Source organism: Mucilaginibacter sp. GW821-FHT07H05 (assembly GCF_059418485.1).
This window is the reverse complement of sequence record NZ_JBWKPY010000004.1, coordinates 514,381-532,333: the sequence shown is the minus strand read 5'-3', so window position 1 is coordinate 532,333 and position 17,953 is coordinate 514,381. Positions and strand designations below refer to the sequence as shown.

Below are 17,953 nucleotides of genomic sequence, written 5' to 3'. Positions count from 1 at the left end.
CGGTAACCGGATGAAGAGAATTTTAATATCGGTCTTTTTATTATTATCCATCACTTTAACACATGCCCAGAATGTCATTATGCAACGCATTATTTTAATTGGCGATGCGGGCGAACTGGATCAACAGCAAAACGCGGTACTTTCAAGCGCGGCGGCACAGATTATTAAAAATAAAAGTACGGTGTTTTACCTGGGTGATAACATTTATCCGGTTGGTATGGGTTTACCGGGCAGTCCAGATGAAGAATCGACTAAAAAAATATTGCAGGCCCAATACCGGCCCATGCGGGCTGCCGGGGCGCCGGTATACTTTATCCCGGGTAATCATGATTGGGACCGCATGGGGCCAAAAGGCCTGGCCAAAGTAAAACGCCAGTGGGAGTTTTTAACCGAGCAGAAAGATAGCTTGTTAAAAGCTGTGCCTAAAGATGGCTGCCCCGATCCGACAGCAATTAATTTAGGCCCCGATGTAACCGTGATCGCTTTCGACTCGGAATGGTGGCTGCATATCTATAACAAGGATAACCCAAACGCCGATTGCGATTGCAACAGCAACGAAGAAATTATTAACCGCTTTGAAGAGCTGTTATACAACAACCGCAATAAAGTGATCATCCTGGCCGATCATCATCCGTTTAAAACCTATGGCCACCATGGGGGCAGTTACATCTGGCAGGATTATGTTTTTCCGCTTACATCGGTAAACCGGCATTTATACATCCCGTTGCCGGTAATTGGCGCCCTGTCCCCCTTTTTGCGTAAAAACTTTGATAACCCCGAGGATAACGGGCATCCCCTGTACAAAACCATGATCAGCCAGATTGAAAACGTTTTTAAGGGCGATCCTAATGTGATATATGCATCCGGGCACGAGCATGGCCTGCAGTTTATTAAAGACGACGACCGGATCCAGGTGGTTAGCGGATCGGGCGCAAAACGGGCTGCTGTTAAAAAAGGGAACGACGCGTTGTATGCCGAAAGTGTCCCCGGCTATGTTACCATTGATATTATGGACGACAAAAGCGCTAAATTTACTTACTACGCCAGTAAAACCGATAGCAACCTGGTACAGGTTTTTACCTATACCAAACCTTTTGTACCGATTATAATTCCCGTACCCAAGATCTATTCGGCCATAAAAGGCGACAGCGTAAAGGTGCAGGCCTATGGTAAATACGATAGCGTGGGCAGGGTACACCGTTGGCTTTATGGCGAGAATTACCGCAAGGAATGGGCGGCAACCGCTACAGTCCCCGTAATCAGGATCAGTGATTTTAAAGGTGGCTTAACGCCGGTGCGGTTTGGCGGCGCGCATCAAACACAATCCTTACTGCTGACTGATAAGCAGGGTAAGGAGTGGATAATGAGCAATATTGAAAAATACCCCCGGTTTGAATTGCCGCAGGCTCTGCGGCAAACCTTTGCCCACTCGTGGTTTAATGATGCCATGTCGGCCCAGCACCCTTATGCCGCCATCATGTCGCCGGTATTGGCTAATGCCGTAAAAGTTGCCCATACCAAGCCTACCATTGGCTGGGTAGCGCCCGATCATAAGCTGGGTTTTTATGAAAAGAACTTTGCAGGTTCGCTGGTTTTAATAGAAGAGCGCGAGCCGGGAGATAGTTCTATCAATACCGGTGTGATGCTTAAAAACCTGGATAGCGACTATCATAACCATGTAGATACGACCGAATTTTTCAGGGCGAGGCTGTTGGACTGGTTTTTGGGTGATTGGGACAGGCACCAGGACGAGTGGCGCTGGATAGGTGTAAAAAAAGGGACGGAAACCTATTATACATCGGTACCGCACGACCGGGCCGAGGTGTTTTACATTAACCAGGGGTTGATACCCCGCATTGCATCCAGGCAATGGGTAGCGCGTTTCCTGAAAGGCTATTCGGGTGGGCCAAAATCCATCAGCGATTTTTATTTTAATGATCATACGCTTAACGTCCGCTTCCTGACGTCCATTAATCATGAAAAATGGATAGAGCTGACACAAAAATTTGCTGATGCCTTAACCGATGCGGTGCTGGAAGAAGCCTTAAAAAAATTACCACTGAATGTGTACAAGCTTAGTCATGATAAGCTTTTGCTTGAAATGAAAAAGCGGCGCGATAAACTATTAACCGCATCAGAAATTTATTACAAATTTTTTAACAGAACGGTTGATATTAAGGCCACCGATAAAAGCGAGCTGGTTACCATAAAAGATACCGTGAACGGCGGAATTGATATCACCATAGATAAATTACCTGCCGAACGCAAAAAATATAATACCATATTTCACCGCTCGTTTGATCCGGCTGTAACTAAAGAGATCAGGCTATATATCTCTAAAGGCGATGATAGTGTATATGTGAATACCACATCGCATATCAAATTACGCATTATTGGCGGTAACGGGCATAAGCTTTATGATTTTGAGCGGGCCAACCGCCGGGTAAACGTATATGAAAAGTTAAACACGGCCACTTTTACAGGCAACGGTAATGCCCGCGTGGATAAACATCTTTCAAATGATTCATCAAACGTGGGTTATATACCAACCAATGAGTATAATACCATTATACCCCTGCTTAAAACAGGTTATGATATAGATAACGGGTATTACGCAGACGTGGGTTTTAAATACCTGCACCAGGGTTTCCGTAAACAGCCGGGCAGTACGCAGCAGTTTTTGTTAGGGCGGTCTTTTGCCACAGATGCTAACCGTTTAAGTTATACCGGCGAGTGGAACAGCGCCATCCACAAGGCTGATGCTGAAATTAAAGCAACTATATTTTTACCAAACAGCATTAACTTTTTTGGGCGGGGCAACCAAACCTCCTTTATCAAATCGGGCGATTATTTTGATTATTACCGGTCGCGGTTTAACTTTTTTACCTTAGATGCTACACTCCGTTTCAGGAACAAGGCCGGGGTTACCAGCTTGCGTTTAGGCCCCTCGGTGCAGTATTACCAACCGGTTAGCACTGCCGGCGGCCGCCTGATCGACAACAGCAGCCTGATACATACTTACGATAGTACCACTATTGGTAAAGCTAAAATGCACATTGGGTTTGTGGCAACCTATATAAACGATAAGCGCAATAACGCCTTATTGCCTGCCTGGGGCGTATATGTTTATTTACGGGTGCAAAGTTATGCCGGGGTGGGTAGCTATGCCCGTTCGTTCGCGCAGTTTACCCCTCATTTCGAACTATATAAAAGCTTTGACGCGGCATCAAATTTTGTATTGGCCGAAAAATTGGGCGGTGGTATAACAGTTGGTAAAACTACTTACTACCAATCGATGTTTTTAGGTGGAGAAGAACATATGATAGGGTATAAAGAAAATCGCTTTGCGGGCCAGCACATGTTTTATAATAACTTAGAAACACGTATTAAATTAAGCGGCTTGCTGCCCTATATTTTACCGGGACAGTTTGGTGTAACCGGCTTTTATGATATCGGGCGGGTGTGGATCAGGCAGGAAAAGTCGGCCACCTGGCATAACGGATTTGGTGCTGGCGCCTATTTTTCGCCGGCTGATATGGCTTTGGTACAGGTAAAAGCGGGCTATTCCAAAGAAGGCTGGTACCCATATGCAAATTTAACTTTCACTTTTTAACAGATAGGATGTTAAACTAATATGCAAACTAACGTAATTGATATAAAAGGCCACTGGAAAAGCGGGCAGCGTTTTAACGAAGCCTTTTCTTTCTGCGCGTTTTTAAATTACCTGAAGCAACGTATCGAAGTTGAAAAAACCATTAAATCGGAATTTTACCGGTTTGTTTTAAATAAATTTAACAAACACCCGCAACTGGTTAACAGCGAGATAGCCATTAATGAGGTAGGCAGGCACGAAGAACTATTGGAGCTGCTTTATACCATCCTGTCGCCGGCTATTAATGACGATAGTAAAGTATACTGGGCGCTCAGTACGCCAATTCCCTCAAAAATAATTTATTGCACTAACGATTTTTATAAGTTTTTAACCGGCTATAACGCTTTGCATCCCAAACCGGTTACCGGCAGTTCGGGGTTATTTCAGCAAAACCAGCTGGATTATATTTACAGGCTGATCCTGCAAAAGCTCTATAATTTCCCACCCGATTTAATTAACGATGTGGTTTACCCCGTTGTTGACCCTAAGACCAATCTTTCTAAATTTTACCGCATCCACACTAATTCAAAGTTTGTGGAGATCACCGCTAATAAAGAATTGCCCGAACTAAATCCCGAAATTATTGAGCCCTGCATTTATGACGGGGCCGGTATGGAGGTACTTAAAGATATTATCCCTTTAAGCATGTTTAGTTTTAAAGGGTTTTCTATTATCACTATTCACGAAATTACGGCCGAGCATGCTGTAGAAACTATCCGCGCGGCACTGGTTAATAATGTAAAAAGCCAAAAGCTGCTTTATAAGCAAGTGATACAATCCCTGCAAACCCTGGCATCAAACGCGGCCATTAAGTTTGGGCTATTACCCTTTATAAGGGTAAACGGCGAATTAATATTTGATGCGGAAGAGTGCTCCCACAGTTTCATCATCAGGCTGTCTAAAAAATATAAAGTACCCGAGGATGTGTACAGCTCTTTCATTACAGCATATGCCGCGAAGCCGGGACCTATGTTTTTCAGCACCATATCCAATAAAAAGGTTGAACAGTATCCGTTTCTTAAGGCCTTTCAGCGGGCGGGCATCAAATCGTACGCCATATTGCCTGTATATTATAACCGCCATCTGGCGGGTATAATGGAAGTATGCGCCGATCAAAAGATCATATTTTACGAAAAACTATTGTCGAGGCTGCAAACGGCTATCCCTTTAATATCGCAGTTACTGAAAGACAGTGCCGATATACTGAGCAGCAAACTGGAAAACATTATTAAAACCCGGTTTACCACGTTACAGCCATCGGTAGAACGGAAGTTTAATGAAGCAGCATGGCAGTTTTTAAAGAAAAACAAAGGCAATGCCGAACTGCAAGCCGTTACTTTTAAAAATGTGTACCCATTATATGGCTCGATTGATATGCGCAATTCAACAATGGAGCATAATGCGGCCTTTAAAAAAGACCTGACTATGCTTAGCTATGTTTTAGCCAAAACCATAAAAGCGCTTGCCGGTATACTGCCAGCCATGTATAAGGCCACACTTTCCGCACAGTTAGACTCGTGGAAAAGGAAATTGAAGAAACTTGAAAAAGCCAACGAAGAAACGCTGTTAAAAGAGTTTTTATATGCCAAAACCGGCCCCTATCTGCTTCATATAAAAGACGAGTACCCTTTAACCGCACCTATTATTACTGAGTATTTAAAAGCGGTTGAAGAAGAAACGGGCGAGGTGCATTTTTATCGTAACCAGCTGGAGTTATCAATCAGAAAAATAAACGGCGTGCTTACGCGATATTTTGATGGCCAGGTTAATAAGCTTCAAAAGATGTATCCCTGCTATTTTGAAAGGTTCCGGTCGGATGGTATTGAGTATGATATTTATATAGGGCAGGATATGGCCGCGAACCAGCCTTTTAAACCAATGCATTTAAAAAGGTTCAGGCAATGGCAGTTAAAATCAATGATAGAGGTCAGTATTTTAACCAACGCCTTGTTATCCAAACTGCCTGTGTGTATACCAACGGCATCGCTGATATTTGTACACTCGGGCCAGATAGATATTTGTTTCAGGAGCGATGAACGCCGCTTTGATGTAGAAGGCTATTACAATATCAGGTACGAGGTGATCAAAAAAAGAATTGATAAGGTATTGGTAAAAAGCAGTGGCGAACGCTTGACGCAGCCCGGAAAAATAGCTATCGTTTATTTTAATGATGATGAAATTGAAGTGTATTTAAACCATATCAAAAAGATGCAAACAAAAGGCGCCCTTAAAAAAAATCTGGAGTATATAATGCTTGAAGAATTGCAGGGTGTAAGCGGCCTTAAAGCACTGCGTGTAAGTATTAACTACCCAAAAGATAAATAAATTTTGGCTGATCTTTTAAAAATAACAAACTATCAACTATATTGTTATTAATCCACACATGGGCGAAACGGGTAGGGCAATTGATGTAGTGTGAATTTACAACCCAACATTGCATGAAACAATTATACCTGATTATATTATTGATACTTACTGTTACAGGTTTTAATGCCAATGCTCAAAACCAGGCGGCTAAACCAGATAGCATTACCGTAGCGGCCCACCCCAGGTATAATAAGGTAAACGGCGTTCATAAGGTGTTTTTTGGTAAAAACTACCGCAATATCTGGGCTATACCGGTTAAAATGCAGGTATTACACCTGGATAAGGAACGGGGCGGACTAAGCATAACCGATATTGGAGGTGGTAACCAAACGCGTTCGCTGCAGCTAAAAGACTCGGCGGGGCATGAGTGGGCTTTACGCACCGTTCAAAAATACCCGGGCAAAGCCTTACCTGATTATCTTAAAAAAACCATTGCCGAAGACATATTGCAGGATCAGGTTTCAACCTCGCATCCCTACGCTGCCTTAACTGTGCCGCCAATGGCCGATGCATTGGGGATATCACACACCAATCCTAAAATTGTATACCTGGGCGACGATCCCGGCTTAGGGAAATACCGTAAAGACTTTGCCAACCAGGTTTATTTATTTGAAGAACGTCAACCGCTTGATGGCACAAAAACGGATAAAACCGAAAAGGTACAAAAGAAGCTGGAAGAGGATAATGATAACCGGGTAGATCAGAAACTGTTACTGCGGGCCCGCTTGCTGGATATGATCATTGGCGATTGGGACCGCCATGGCGATCAATGGCGCTGGGAAAAGCAAAAGGATTCGGCAGGGCAGGATATTTACGAGCCGTCACCGCGCGACAGGGATAAGGTTTTTTACTCCACTTCGGGCTTGTTTCCAGGCGTGCTGGCGTTTATCAGGCCACAGCTGCAGGCTTTTAAGGGCCATATCAGGATGCCGGATATGTGGAGTTTTAACGCGCGCTTTTTTGACCGCTATTTTTTAAATTCATTAAGCGAGGCCGACTGGCAGGAACAGATAGCTTATGTGAAAACCCACTTAACCAACCAGGTAATTACCGGCGCGGTAAAATTGCTGCCCGCAAACATATATGCCGTTTCGGGTAAAAAACTAACTGACATTGTTATTGCCCGGCGCAATCATATCCAGGTTGATGCTATTAATTATTACAAGTTCTTATCTAAAAATGTAGATATCCCCGCATCGGATAAAAAAGAACAATTTACAATTGACGAACTGCACGATGGTAAAATCACCGTCACCATTAACCAGATAAAAAAAGACAGTATCCGCAAGGTGATCTACCAGCGCACTTTCGATGCGGAGGTGACCAAAAGCGTAAGGCTTTTTAGTTTGGATGGTAATGATGTTTTTGTGGTGAAGGGGGCGTTACCCTCGCCTATTAAGGTGCACATGATAGGCAGCGGCGGGAAGGACGTTTTTAAAATCGACAGCACGCTGCACAACCGCCGTAAGCTTTATGTACATGATCTGCCCGGGGCAAAAGCGGTTTTGCCTTCCTCATCACAGGCGCATATTGATATTACTACCGATACCACTGTTAATAAATTCAACCGGGAATCTTTTGATTATGATTATTACCTGCCTGTTTTAAGTCTGGGTTATAATACCGAAGACGCGACGAAAATACTGGCGGGCTTTACCATTATCAAACATGGTTTCGGCAAGGCGCCGTACGCCTACAGGCAGGACTTGCAGGTGGGCTATACCCTTTCCCGACAATCATTCATCTTTACTTATGCCGGCGATTTTAAAAAGGTTTTTGGCGAGAGTAACTTAAAGATCAACATCCTTTCGCGCGGACCTAAAAACGTAAATAGCTTTTTTGGTTTGGGTAACGAGACGCCGTTCCCCAACGAAGGCAGCCGCAAGTTTACCTATTACCGTAACCGGTACGATTACAGCACGGTTGATATCAGGATCTATCATGATTACAACAAGTGGCAGATTAGCGGCGGGGTAATGGGGCAGCTTTATACCAGTGCCGCGGTTAATAACCAAAACCTGTTTTTTGGCGAATACAATGCCGCCCATCCCGATGCCAACTTGTTTGCTACTAAAGTATACGCGGGCTTAGTTGCGGGCGTTAAGTACGATACACGCAATAGCACCGTATATCCCACAAAAGGGGTATTGTGGAACACCAATATTACCGGGCTTACGGGTGTAAATATTAACAATCGTGTTAATGGGCAAATCCTGTCGGTGTTTAGTTTTTATTTAAACCCTGGTGGCGATTCTACACTGGTAATTGCCAATCGTACCGGTGCAGGCCGCTTTGCAGGTAAGGGTGAGTTTTTCCAGCAAATGAATTTGGGTGGACCGCTTAGTTTGCAAGGTTTCCACACCAGCCGGTTTATTGGTAACACCATTCTTTATAATAACCTGGAGTTGCGCTTAAAACTGTTCGACTGGCAAAATTATATATTCCCAAGTACATTTGGCGTGGTTGCCTTTAACGATGCCGGTAGGGTATGGCTCCCCGGCGAAAACTCTGATACCTGGCATGATACCTATGGAGGCGGTGTATTCATTATACCTTTCCACGCGTTTATATTCCAGGCCGTAATGGGCAAATCTCCGGATGGGTCGCTGCTTTACCTGTCATCGGGTTTTAGGTTTTAGGATATAGTAATCATCAATATACAAAAATGTATAATGGCAGGTTCAAGCGTCCACGCTGGAACCCAACTTCTCATTGAGCGTCCACGCTCAATCTATCTTAAAGTAAGCGTGGACGCTTACTTATCCTATGGTTCAAGCGTGGACGCTTGAACCTGCAGGGGTAAATATTGGGTTAACATAACTTAACATAATTCAAGGAAATTATTCATATAAATTATTGATTATCAATAATTTATCTTGTTTTAGGCCTTGAAAAGTGTTAACCCTGAAAAATACACATTTTTTGCCCCCGAGGTCTATTCTCACAGACCTCTCTGTCGCAAACTATCTTGCATTACATTGATTTAACGTAATGAGGTACCCCGTTAGGGGTTCAAGGTTTGTAGCAACAACCGCCCCTGTTAGCTCCCCGTAGGGGCGCAAGATTTTTGTTTGGGGCATTGAACAAACCTTAAACCCCTACGGGGTTGTGTTACATACATTTCATCGCTACAAACCTTGAACCCCTAACGGGGTATGCAGGCTTGTTCCATGAGAACGCAGAGGAAACTTATATTTATTTGTAGCTGGTTGGTCTTTTGGAGATACATTTTATGATATCTTTGGCCTATTAGAATTGTTTCATAAATATACACTAAACAGCAACACTTATCTGTGTTCCTGTTAGCTGGCAGATCGCCCGATCAGCCAATAAGATTCTTATGTATATTTTTTTATGAAACCCAATGAACTATATTGATCCCTCAATTGATGACTTTTATGCACAAAGTGCTGAAGAATCAAGGCTAAAAATGGGGCTTGGCCCCCTTGAATTTGAAAGAAACAAAGATTTAATAAGTCGTTATTTACCTGAATCGAATGGTGTTATAGCTGATATTGGCGGAGGAACAGGCCATTATTCCCAGTGGTTAGCAAATCTTGGCCACCAGGTTTTTTTAATCGATCCTGTTATCAAGCATATCCAGCAAGCTGAAAAACGTTCACATAAATCCAGGCATCCCTTTAAGGCAATACTTGGTGAAGCGAGACAATTGCCTTTAGCAGACCACTGCGCAGATGTGGTCATTTTACACGGCCCCCTTTATCATCTTCAAGATGAAGCAGAGCGTATTGCTGCAATTAAGGAATCGCATAGAATATTAAGAATTGGCGGTATTGTGTTAGGTTTCGCGATTACTTATTCCGCTTTTACATTAGCTGCGCTTCAAAATGGCATGATACACAACCCTGACGTCTTTTCGATGTGTAAGGAAGAACTTTCGAGTAGCTGCCATTATCCCCCTGGTTCCATTCCTGGCATGTTGGCCCAAGCCTATTTTCATCGACCTTCTGCATTGATATCCGAGTTTGAATCGGTCGGTTTTAAAGCTGTTGATCTTTTAGCAGTTGAAGGAATTGCCTGGATAGACAGTAAGTATTTTGAAAGCTGGTCGTCTACAGAACAAAGATTACGCCTGTTAGAGTTAGTGAAACTTACAGAGAAAGATGCTGAGTTGTTATGTTTAAGCCCTCATATCATGATTGCTGCTGAAATAGAACTATTCTAATATCAGAAGGCGGTTACCTTATCGGTTGCCGCCTTCTTTAAGATGATAGTTGAATCTCTATGCCTAAAATATCCCCAAAAACTTTTTCCTTTTATGTTTTTTCTTATTGTCGGCTGCTGCTTTGGCTTTTAAATTGCGTGCTTTGGTTATACTATCAGAAGTTCCAGGCTTTACGGGCGGGGTGTAGGGACGCAGCATAATGGGCACATACGGCGTTGCGGTAGTTTGCACCGGCTGATAGATCACATCTTTTGTAAAAATGCCATAGGCGCTTAAAGCCATCAATAAAACAATAATGCCTAAAGCTAACTTAAACAATGTTTTAGGGATGCTAATGGTGTTTTTTTTGTTAATAGCCGCGGCTTCCTGTAATTGTGAAAGCTGCATGAGCAGGGTTTCGTTCTCGGTTTTTAATACTATGAGATTGTTATCGGCAGGGTCGGCAGCTATGCTGTTTTGTACAATGGCGTCCTGCAGGTCCATGCCATTTCCGTAACGGTTTTCAGGTAGTTTTTCCAGGCATTTGCTAATCAAACTTAACAGCCAGCCCGGTACCTGCATTTCCCGTTGTTTTTGGGCTGCAGTCCAATTACCGGGTAAATTTTGCTGCCTTAACTCCAGCAGATCGGGCACGGGCGCTTCCATGTGTGCTATCATTACCGTGTTACGCGCGGTTTCGCCATTATCATGCAGCGGGAAAGGTACGCGGCCCGCAAGCAACTCATAAAGGATGACCCCGTAGCTATAAACATCCGTTTGAAACAGCATTTGACCTGCATTTTGCTCGGGTGCCATAAATTCTATCGCCCCGGCGTGGCGCATGCTGCTCCGCCGTTCCTCGTCAGACATAACCGACAGGCCGAAATCCAGCAGCACATAATTGCCGCTGTGGATATTGAACTTTACGTTATTGCTTTTAATATCGCCATGTTTAACACCAACTTTATGGCAATGCGCTATAGCCCCGGCCAGTTGGTCGGCTACTTTAATGGTTTCTTTTATGGTAAAGATCTTGTCGTGCGGTTCGGCCAGCAGTTCACCCAGATCGGGGCCTTCAATAAACTCCATTTCAATAAATGGCAGCGATCCGCTTTCGGTAATGCCCGAACTTAGTATTTTAACCACATTAGGATTGGGTACTTCGTTTACCTTTTTAAGCTTCTCTACCTCATTCATAAAATTGCGGTAGTTTTTATCGTCGGTACTTTCGTTAAATATGGGGGTAGGCAAAAGTTTTATCGCGCTTAATATGGGCCCCAGGCGGCGGCCTTTATATACCGATCCCTGTCCGCCGGTACGCAGCGCGCCCATATTCTCCAGCCCTTCCATTATGGTAAATACCTTGCTCACTGTTTTTTGCTTCCCTTCTTGTAGCTAAATTCTATGACCGCGGTTTCACCTAAGATAACCTGGTCGCCCTCTTCTAATTGATGGCCGATATGGCTTGAATGCAGCTTAACCAGTGTTTCATTAACAGCCGAACGGATCTTTACCTTATTGCCGGGCGGGATGCCGCCCTCATCTGCGAAAAGCATAAAGCAGCCTTTCTCGTTATTCCATTCCAAGTGCGCGTGCTGCCTGCTGATATACTTGTTTGCATCGTTACCGGTATCGCCGGGGAATGCGATGTGGTTGGTCCTGAAAAAGCCGCCTTCAACCTGGGCCTTTTTTTCGCGGCCGATGTTGAGTTTACCATCTTCGGATGTGATATGATATTCGGGCTTTTCAGCTTCGCCGTTTAAGATCCTGATATAAGCCGAGCCCGACCGTTGGATCACATGATCTTTGGTGCGGATAAATATCGCCGCGTTAACCTCATTCAGTTTAATCGCTTCGGGCGGGAATCCATCATCAAAATTAACCTCCATTATCCAGCTATCGGGCAAGCCGATATCAAAATCATCGGCTATTTTTTGTACCTCGTCTTTAAATCTTTCGGGTTCTTCCTGGTACACCGCGGCCTCATAGATGTGTTTATCGCTGGTATTTGCACCAATAAACAGGTTAATGCCTTTAATATTTCGCCCTTCTCCGCCTTCGGCCTTTTGCAGGTTTTCTTTTATAGCGCGCAGCAACGCATCCCTCACACCTTTTACATCATCAGGGCCATCACTGTTTTGACTGAAAATATTAAACATTGTTATTTCGTTTTTTAATTTGTTACCTCTTCTGTTGCAACCACTTCTTCTTTAGCAGGTGCAGCTATCGCTTTTTCTGCAGGCGGTATAATACTTTTGATATAGCCCTTTTTAATTAAGAAAGGGATCACATGGTTAGCCGCCAGATGCACCGCGTCCGACGATCCTTTTGTCGATTCTATCCGTACGCATACCACTATATTACCTTTGCTTTTTGCCATCGGCGCAAAAAATACGTACCAGCCATCGTTAATGCCCTCCTTTTTCCAGATCCTTTCGGGCGTACCGGTTTTGCCAGCTACGTTTAAACCCAGTATCCACTCTTTTGGCCGGCTTTGTTCAATCATGTACTGAGTAATCAGCGCCGCATATTGCGGATCGTTTGCCAGTTTGATGCTGCCTTTTACCGCCTGCGCAGTATCGCTCACTTTCAGCACAAAACGGTTGGCTATTAAATTGCCATTATTAGCTACGCCCGATACCAGCCGTGCAACTGCTGCCGGCGTGGCGATCAGCTCGCCTTGCCCCCAGGCCATACCCGAGATACCCTTGGCGCGGGTGCGGCGGATATTGTTCGGATCGTACCGGGGCCGGGTATTAAACTCGGTTTTGCGCCATAGGTCGCGCCATTTTTCTTCCTGTGCGGCATTATCAGGTTGTTTGCCGTAAAAATAACCGCCAACACCATGTAAAAACATGCCGGTTTTTAAATATAGCGTAGCCATATCCTCTTGCAAATGCTCCTGATTAGCTAACTTAATAAAGTACACATTGTTTGATTTGGCTACCGCTCTTTCCAGCGTGATCACCCCGGTCTCGTCAGGCTCTATGCCCTTGGTGCGGATTCGTTCCCAACTTGCAACAGTAAATTTTTTATCAGCGGCGGCTAACCCCAGTTTATTAAACGCGGCCATGGTGGTTAAAACCTTAGCCGTTGATCCCGGCTGGGTGGCATAGGTAAAGCCAAGATCAGCAGTGGTCATCCATTGCGATAGTTTATTTTGATCGTTAACGGGCATTGTCAGCTGGTCCCAGTTATGCACGGGCGGCAGCGGGTAAACCGCCGATGCCAATACGTCGCCGGTATTGGGCAGCATAATCACCACCGATACGCGGTTATCCAACAAGGAAGTATCGGTAGCTAAGGATCTTTGTATGCTGGTTTGCAGGCCGGCATCAACGGTTAGCTGCACATCGCGGTTGCGCTTTTTAAATCTTTCCACCGCTTTACTGTTAATGCCGGCAATTAAGAGGGGCGTTAAAGCGCTGTAATCTTTTTTACTTACCGACATCTCTTTTACCCCGCGCGGCAAAAAGCGGTCTTCCTGGTAGCGGCTGGCGTGCGTATTATAATTAGCTACAGGCATTTTAAAGCCGCGCAGTTCAGCGGCATGCTCATACTCGGCAAAGTAGCCGTTGGTGCTGCCATTGAAAACGCCCGTATTGGCATCGCCCACCCAAAAAAACATTTGTTCTTCAAACGGGTAATAACGGGTTAAACGCTTATGCATGGCCGAATCTAAATTATAGCCCTGTATGCCTGAAGCATCTAATAACTTCCGTTGCTTTTGGATCAGTTGCGGGTTGCTGGTGGCCAGTATGCGGCCTTCACGGTCGTATAGCGTACCTGCCTGTAGCTTGTTCATTAATATAGCAATACGCGGGTTATAGCTAAACATCCGCGCGCCGCTGCGGTCGGCCACTAAGGATGGTTTAACGATCCATTTGGCATTATCAAACAAGTAACGGGATACATTAATGGTCAGCAATAAAATGCCGATACAGGCCATCATCAGGGCAGGTACCAGGTTGCGGTCCTGCTGTTTGGTAATATAATTCATTTGCACCGGTGTGCCCTTTACCCGCGATGCTGATAATAAAAACCCTGCCGCTAAAAAGTTAGCCACCAATGACGACCCGCCATAACTTTGGAACGGTAAAGATACCCCCGATAACGGCAAGGCCCCGGTTGAGCCGCCGGCTATTAACAGGAATTGCACAAAGGTGCAGACACCAATACCCGCGCATAAGTAAAACAGGAACGGCGTACCCGTTTGCCGCCCGATGATGATAGACCGGTGCAGGTAGAGCAAAAACACCAGGAAAATGCATACAATACCCGTCCAGCCAAATTCTTCGCCTATAGATGGCAGGATCATATCGGTATGCGCCTCGGGGATGGTTTTGGCGAAGCCTTCGCCCACGCCCTGGCCTGTTATGCCCCCGCTGGCCATGGCCCAAAGGCCGTTAGCTACCTGATCGCCGCCGTAAACCTCGTTATCCCAGGCATTTTGCCAGATGGCTTTACGGTCGACCAAACGCTGTACCGGGCCGGGGATCAGCTTATCTAAATGAGGGATCTTATCAATGGTTAAAAACCCGGCAATAATGATGAGCGCCATAATGGCCGACTCGCTCAACTGCTTGCGTTTGTACAAGGTTACCCCTACCAGTATCACAATAGTCAGCAGCGCCGAAAGCCATACGTTTTTAAAGATCCAGGTGATCAATACGTAAAATAATACGGCAGCGGCCATGAACATAAAATCGCCGCGCGAGAAGGAGAACAGGATGATGAAGGTAAAACAGATCACCATGGCCGGCCCCAGATCGCCCAGCATCAGGAACAGGAATAAGGCTACCGCGATGGATATTACCGCGAATGAAAAGAAGGACGCCCGCCTTTTAAAACTGGCGTATTCGCTGATAAATTTCTCATTAGTGGCAAAAAATCCGGCCAGAAATATAATAACCAGGTATTTTACAATCTCGCTGGGCTGAAAACCAAACAGGTTCACTTTAACACCGCTGCCTTCGGGACCCGAACCAAAACGAATAGTTAATGCCAGTAACCCGATAGCGATAATGATCCAGGGCCAGCCATTGGCCGCTTTACGGTTGTTTTTAAAGATGAGTAAACGGTACAGGGCGGAATCGACCGTAAAGCGGCGTAAATTAAACAGCAGCATCACCAACATGGCCGCAAAGCCCATGCCCAGGTAAACCAGCGAGTCCTTTGCCAAAAAACGGTCGCGCAGCGGATCCTGCAAACTTAACAAGGTTAAAAACGATAGCCCGGTGAGTACCATGATAAAGGGCAGGATCAATTGATCGGCTGTGTTGAATTTCCAGCTTAAAATAAGGTGGGTGATGGCGAAACAGCCGAAAAAGCAGATAATGATGATCCAAAACCAACGGTTAAATTCGCCCGGGGTACGGATAATAAATGACTTTTCCTTTTTCAGGATATTGAAATCGCGGGTTGACAGCAGCTTGATGGTATGCGGCGAACGGGAGAAGTTAAATACCGCGTCCTCATCCAAGTTTTCGGTACCTGCCGAGCGGCCGAACTGGTAGTTAGGCTGCAGCGGCAAAACTTCAAATGCTTTACCTGCCGGGAGATTTTTAAACGTATAATTTCCCTCCCGATCGGTACGGGCAAAGGCTGTAAGCGATTGCAGGTGCTGGCGCTTCTGCTCGTCAATAATATATGTTTTTGTAAAGCCGGGCCCATCTTCTACTTTGTTTTTTACCTGGTCGGCCTCCTCGTCATTATAGGTGCTATCCTGTGGCAACAGCATTTGCAGTCGGATCAATACCCCCGCTACCGGTACTTTTTTATCCAATACCTGTCCGGATATGGAACTGCCGGATAAGCCTACATCGGTAACAGCAGGCAATACAGGGGGCCTGGTGCTTTCCTGTACAAAACGAAGAGAATCATCGCCGGTATAGCCTAACAGCGAACGTGAAACGATTACCCGCTGCTGAAATATTTTGCCGCCCTTGCTCATGCCTTCTTCGGCGGCAACATTGTATTTTTTCTTGTTCAGCTCGCCAATGTTCTCAAACTTGTCAACAGCGGTTACGCGGTTGGCTATAACGCTTTCAATCAGGTCGATATCGCGTTTATCTTCAAAATAGTAGCCTTTTTCCAGCAAGGTACGGATCTTTTTAGCCGGTTTTTTGGCATTCAGGTTTACCATGGTGCCATCCCGCAAGCGTTTATTTACATCGGTAAAGTTTTTTTGTTCGATATAAAACAGGCGGATAAACAATAGGCCTAATACCAATGCAATCAATAAAAGGAACAAGCGTTCCTTTTTGCGGTTAACCGGCATTACATTTTGTTGCTCCATTATTTTTGCTTGTGAGTTACCGGTGTAGAATCGGCCTTAAAGGTTGGGATACCGCCGCTGATGTATTTGTTATTGGGGATAGCAAACAGGTTTTGCAATGGTACCGCGCAATTAACAAAACGTACATTTTTAAGCAGTAACGCGTTATGATAGGCGATGACGCCTGTTTGGAAGTTTTTAATGGTTAAACTATCCAGCAATACTACTTTGCATTGTTTGGAAAGGTTAAACGCCGCGCCGGTATAAGCGGTATCGCTTTGCAATTCAATCCGTCCTTTGGTTTTAATAAATAGCGTGTCTTTTTTTATCTGGATGGCCCGGCTGATCATAACAGGCGAAGGAAAAGCCGCGTCAGTAAGTACCAGTAAATTGCCTTTCAGATGATCTATCGTATCCTGTAACTTTATTTCCAGCGGATTTAAAGGCCTTTTGACAGGCTGGGGCGCTGATTTCACCACCGGCTCTGTAGCCGGTTTTTGCAGAAATTGCCAAACGGTAGTGCCCAGGAACAATAAGGCGAGGACAGATAGTATGGTAATAGTTACCCCACTGCTTTTTGCAGGTGCCGGATGCTGCTGCGGCTGCACTATGTTATGGGGCTTTGCCGCCGGCGCGGGTTCATCTGCCGGTTCATTTTTTTTTTGACTGATGGCAGGCATGGTAGCATTGTATGTTGAAGATTGCTTGTTGTTTTGCACCAGCACAGCGGTAATATTATCCTTACCCCCATGCTGATTAGCTGCAGCTATCAAATCGCGGCATTTATCTTTTAAGGAATTATCCTGGGTGATAATGTCCGTTATTTCGGCTTTGCCAACCATATCCGTCAGTCCGTCGCTGCAAAGTAGCAGCATATCACCCGGTAAAAAAGGCGATTGCCCGGTCTCCATATAATCGCTATCCTTTGCCAGGTTTGATTCAAAGCCCAGGGCTTTATTAATTTCGTTACGCTTGGGGTGGGCCATAGCAGCCTCTTCCGTCAAACGGCCGGTATCCTCTAAAAAGCCGACGAAGGATTGATCGTGAGATATTTTGATCAGGGAATTATCGCGCAGCAGGTATAAGCGGGTATCGCCCACGTGGGCATAGTAAAATTGATTATGCTCCAGATCAATTAAAGCAAGGGTGGCCACGCAGGCCATGCTATCGTGTTCCTTTACCTGTTTTTTTTCGGCCAGTATTTTTTGATTAGCCAGGTTAAAGCAATCAATCATAATGGGGATCACCTCGCCCACAGGCCTGTCAAGCCGCTGCAATATCGCTTCGCGGGCCAAAGCTGCCGCAACTTCCCCGCCCGCGTAACCGCCAACGCCATCTATAACACAGGCAATCACAAATTTACCGTCGGCGCTTTGCTGCGCAATAAAGGTATCTTCGTTATTGGTCCGTTCCTTCCCGGTATCTGTTAAGCCATAAAACTGATCAGCCATTGGTTTTGCGTGAGTTTTTAATATCTGAAAAATGAGTAACT

8 protein-coding genes are annotated in these 17,953 nt (G+C 45.1%); 4 read left to right on the top strand and 4 right to left on the bottom strand.

Annotation, left to right across the window (positions count from 1 at the left end; all coding sequences use genetic code 11):
- The first annotated feature begins 10 nt into the window (after positions 1–10).
- The 4 genes from AC07M6_RS13435 to AC07M6_RS13420 all read left to right on the top strand — a co-directional run bounded on the left by AC07M6_RS13435 (position 11) and on the right by AC07M6_RS13420 (position 10,205).
- On the top strand, positions 11–3,613 hold the full coding sequence (locus tag AC07M6_RS13435) for a BamA/TamA family outer membrane protein (RefSeq protein WP_494890175.1): 3,603 nt from the start codon (positions 11–13) through the stop codon (positions 3,611–3,613).
- 21 nt (positions 3,614–3,634) lie between these two features.
- Positions 3,635–5,977 carry a hypothetical protein gene (locus AC07M6_RS13430; protein WP_494890173.1) on the top strand — a complete coding sequence of 781 codons (2,343 nt, stop codon included), beginning with the start codon at positions 3,635–3,637 and terminating at the stop codon, positions 5,975–5,977.
- A 113-nt stretch (positions 5,978–6,090) separates the two neighbouring features.
- The gene (locus tag AC07M6_RS13425) at positions 6,091–8,658 is read left to right on the top strand and encodes a BamA/TamA family outer membrane protein (RefSeq protein ID WP_494890171.1); all 2,568 of its coding nucleotides are present in this window, start codon (positions 6,091–6,093) and stop codon (positions 8,656–8,658) included.
- Positions 8,659–9,383: 725 nt separating this feature from the next.
- Positions 9,384–10,205 carry a class I SAM-dependent methyltransferase gene (locus AC07M6_RS13420; RefSeq protein ID WP_494890169.1) on the top strand — a complete coding sequence of 274 codons (822 nt, stop codon included), beginning with the start codon at positions 9,384–9,386 and terminating at the stop codon, positions 10,203–10,205.
- Positions 10,206–10,268: 63 nt separating this feature from the next.
- Here AC07M6_RS13420 and AC07M6_RS13415 read toward each other — a convergent pair whose 3' ends face one another.
- The 4 genes from AC07M6_RS13415 to AC07M6_RS13400 are packed head-to-tail and all read right to left on the bottom strand — an operon-like array spanning position 10,269 to position 17,912.
- On the bottom strand, positions 10,269–11,555 hold the full coding sequence (locus AC07M6_RS13415; RefSeq protein WP_494890167.1) for a serine/threonine protein kinase: 1,287 nt from the start codon (positions 11,553–11,555) through the stop codon (positions 10,269–10,271).
- Positions 11,552–12,343, bottom strand: a complete 792-nt coding sequence (locus tag AC07M6_RS13410; protein ID WP_494890165.1) for an FHA domain-containing protein — start codon at positions 12,341–12,343, stop codon at positions 11,552–11,554. Before AC07M6_RS13410 ends, AC07M6_RS13415 begins: the two co-directional genes overlap by 4 nt.
- A 14-nt stretch (positions 12,344–12,357) precedes the next feature.
- Positions 12,358–16,482, bottom strand: a complete 4,125-nt coding sequence (locus AC07M6_RS13405) for an FtsW/RodA/SpoVE family cell cycle protein (RefSeq protein WP_494890163.1) — start codon at positions 16,480–16,482, stop codon at positions 12,358–12,360.
- A complete protein-coding gene (locus AC07M6_RS13400) occupies positions 16,482–17,912 on the bottom strand; it encodes a PP2C family protein-serine/threonine phosphatase (RefSeq protein WP_494890161.1) in 1,431 nt (476 codons plus the stop codon). Before AC07M6_RS13400 ends, AC07M6_RS13405 begins: the two co-directional genes overlap by 1 nt.
- Positions 17,913–17,953 lie beyond the last annotated feature (41 nt).

Excerpts from the sequence above, each read along its gene's own strand:
- AC07M6_RS13435 (WP_494890175.1), top strand. The coding sequence starts at position 11 with ATGAAGAGAATTTTAATATCGGTCTTTTTATTATTATCCATCACTTTA.
- AC07M6_RS13430 (WP_494890173.1), top strand. The coding sequence starts at position 3,635 with ATGCAAACTAACGTAATTGATATAAAAGGCCACTGGAAAAGCGGGCAG.
- AC07M6_RS13425 (WP_494890171.1), top strand. The coding sequence starts at position 6,091 with ATGAAACAATTATACCTGATTATATTATTGATACTTACTGTTACAGGT.
- AC07M6_RS13420 (WP_494890169.1), top strand. The coding sequence starts at position 9,384 with ATGAACTATATTGATCCCTCAATTGATGACTTTTATGCACAAAGTGCT.
- AC07M6_RS13410 (WP_494890165.1), bottom strand. The coding sequence starts at position 12,343 with ATGTTTAATATTTTCAGTCAAAACAGTGATGGCCCTGATGATGTAAAA.
- AC07M6_RS13405 (WP_494890163.1), bottom strand. The coding sequence starts at position 16,482 with ATGGAGCAACAAAATGTAATGCCGGTTAACCGCAAAAAGGAACGCTTG.
- AC07M6_RS13400 (WP_494890161.1), bottom strand. The coding sequence starts at position 17,912 with ATGGCTGATCAGTTTTATGGCTTAACAGATACCGGGAAGGAACGGACC.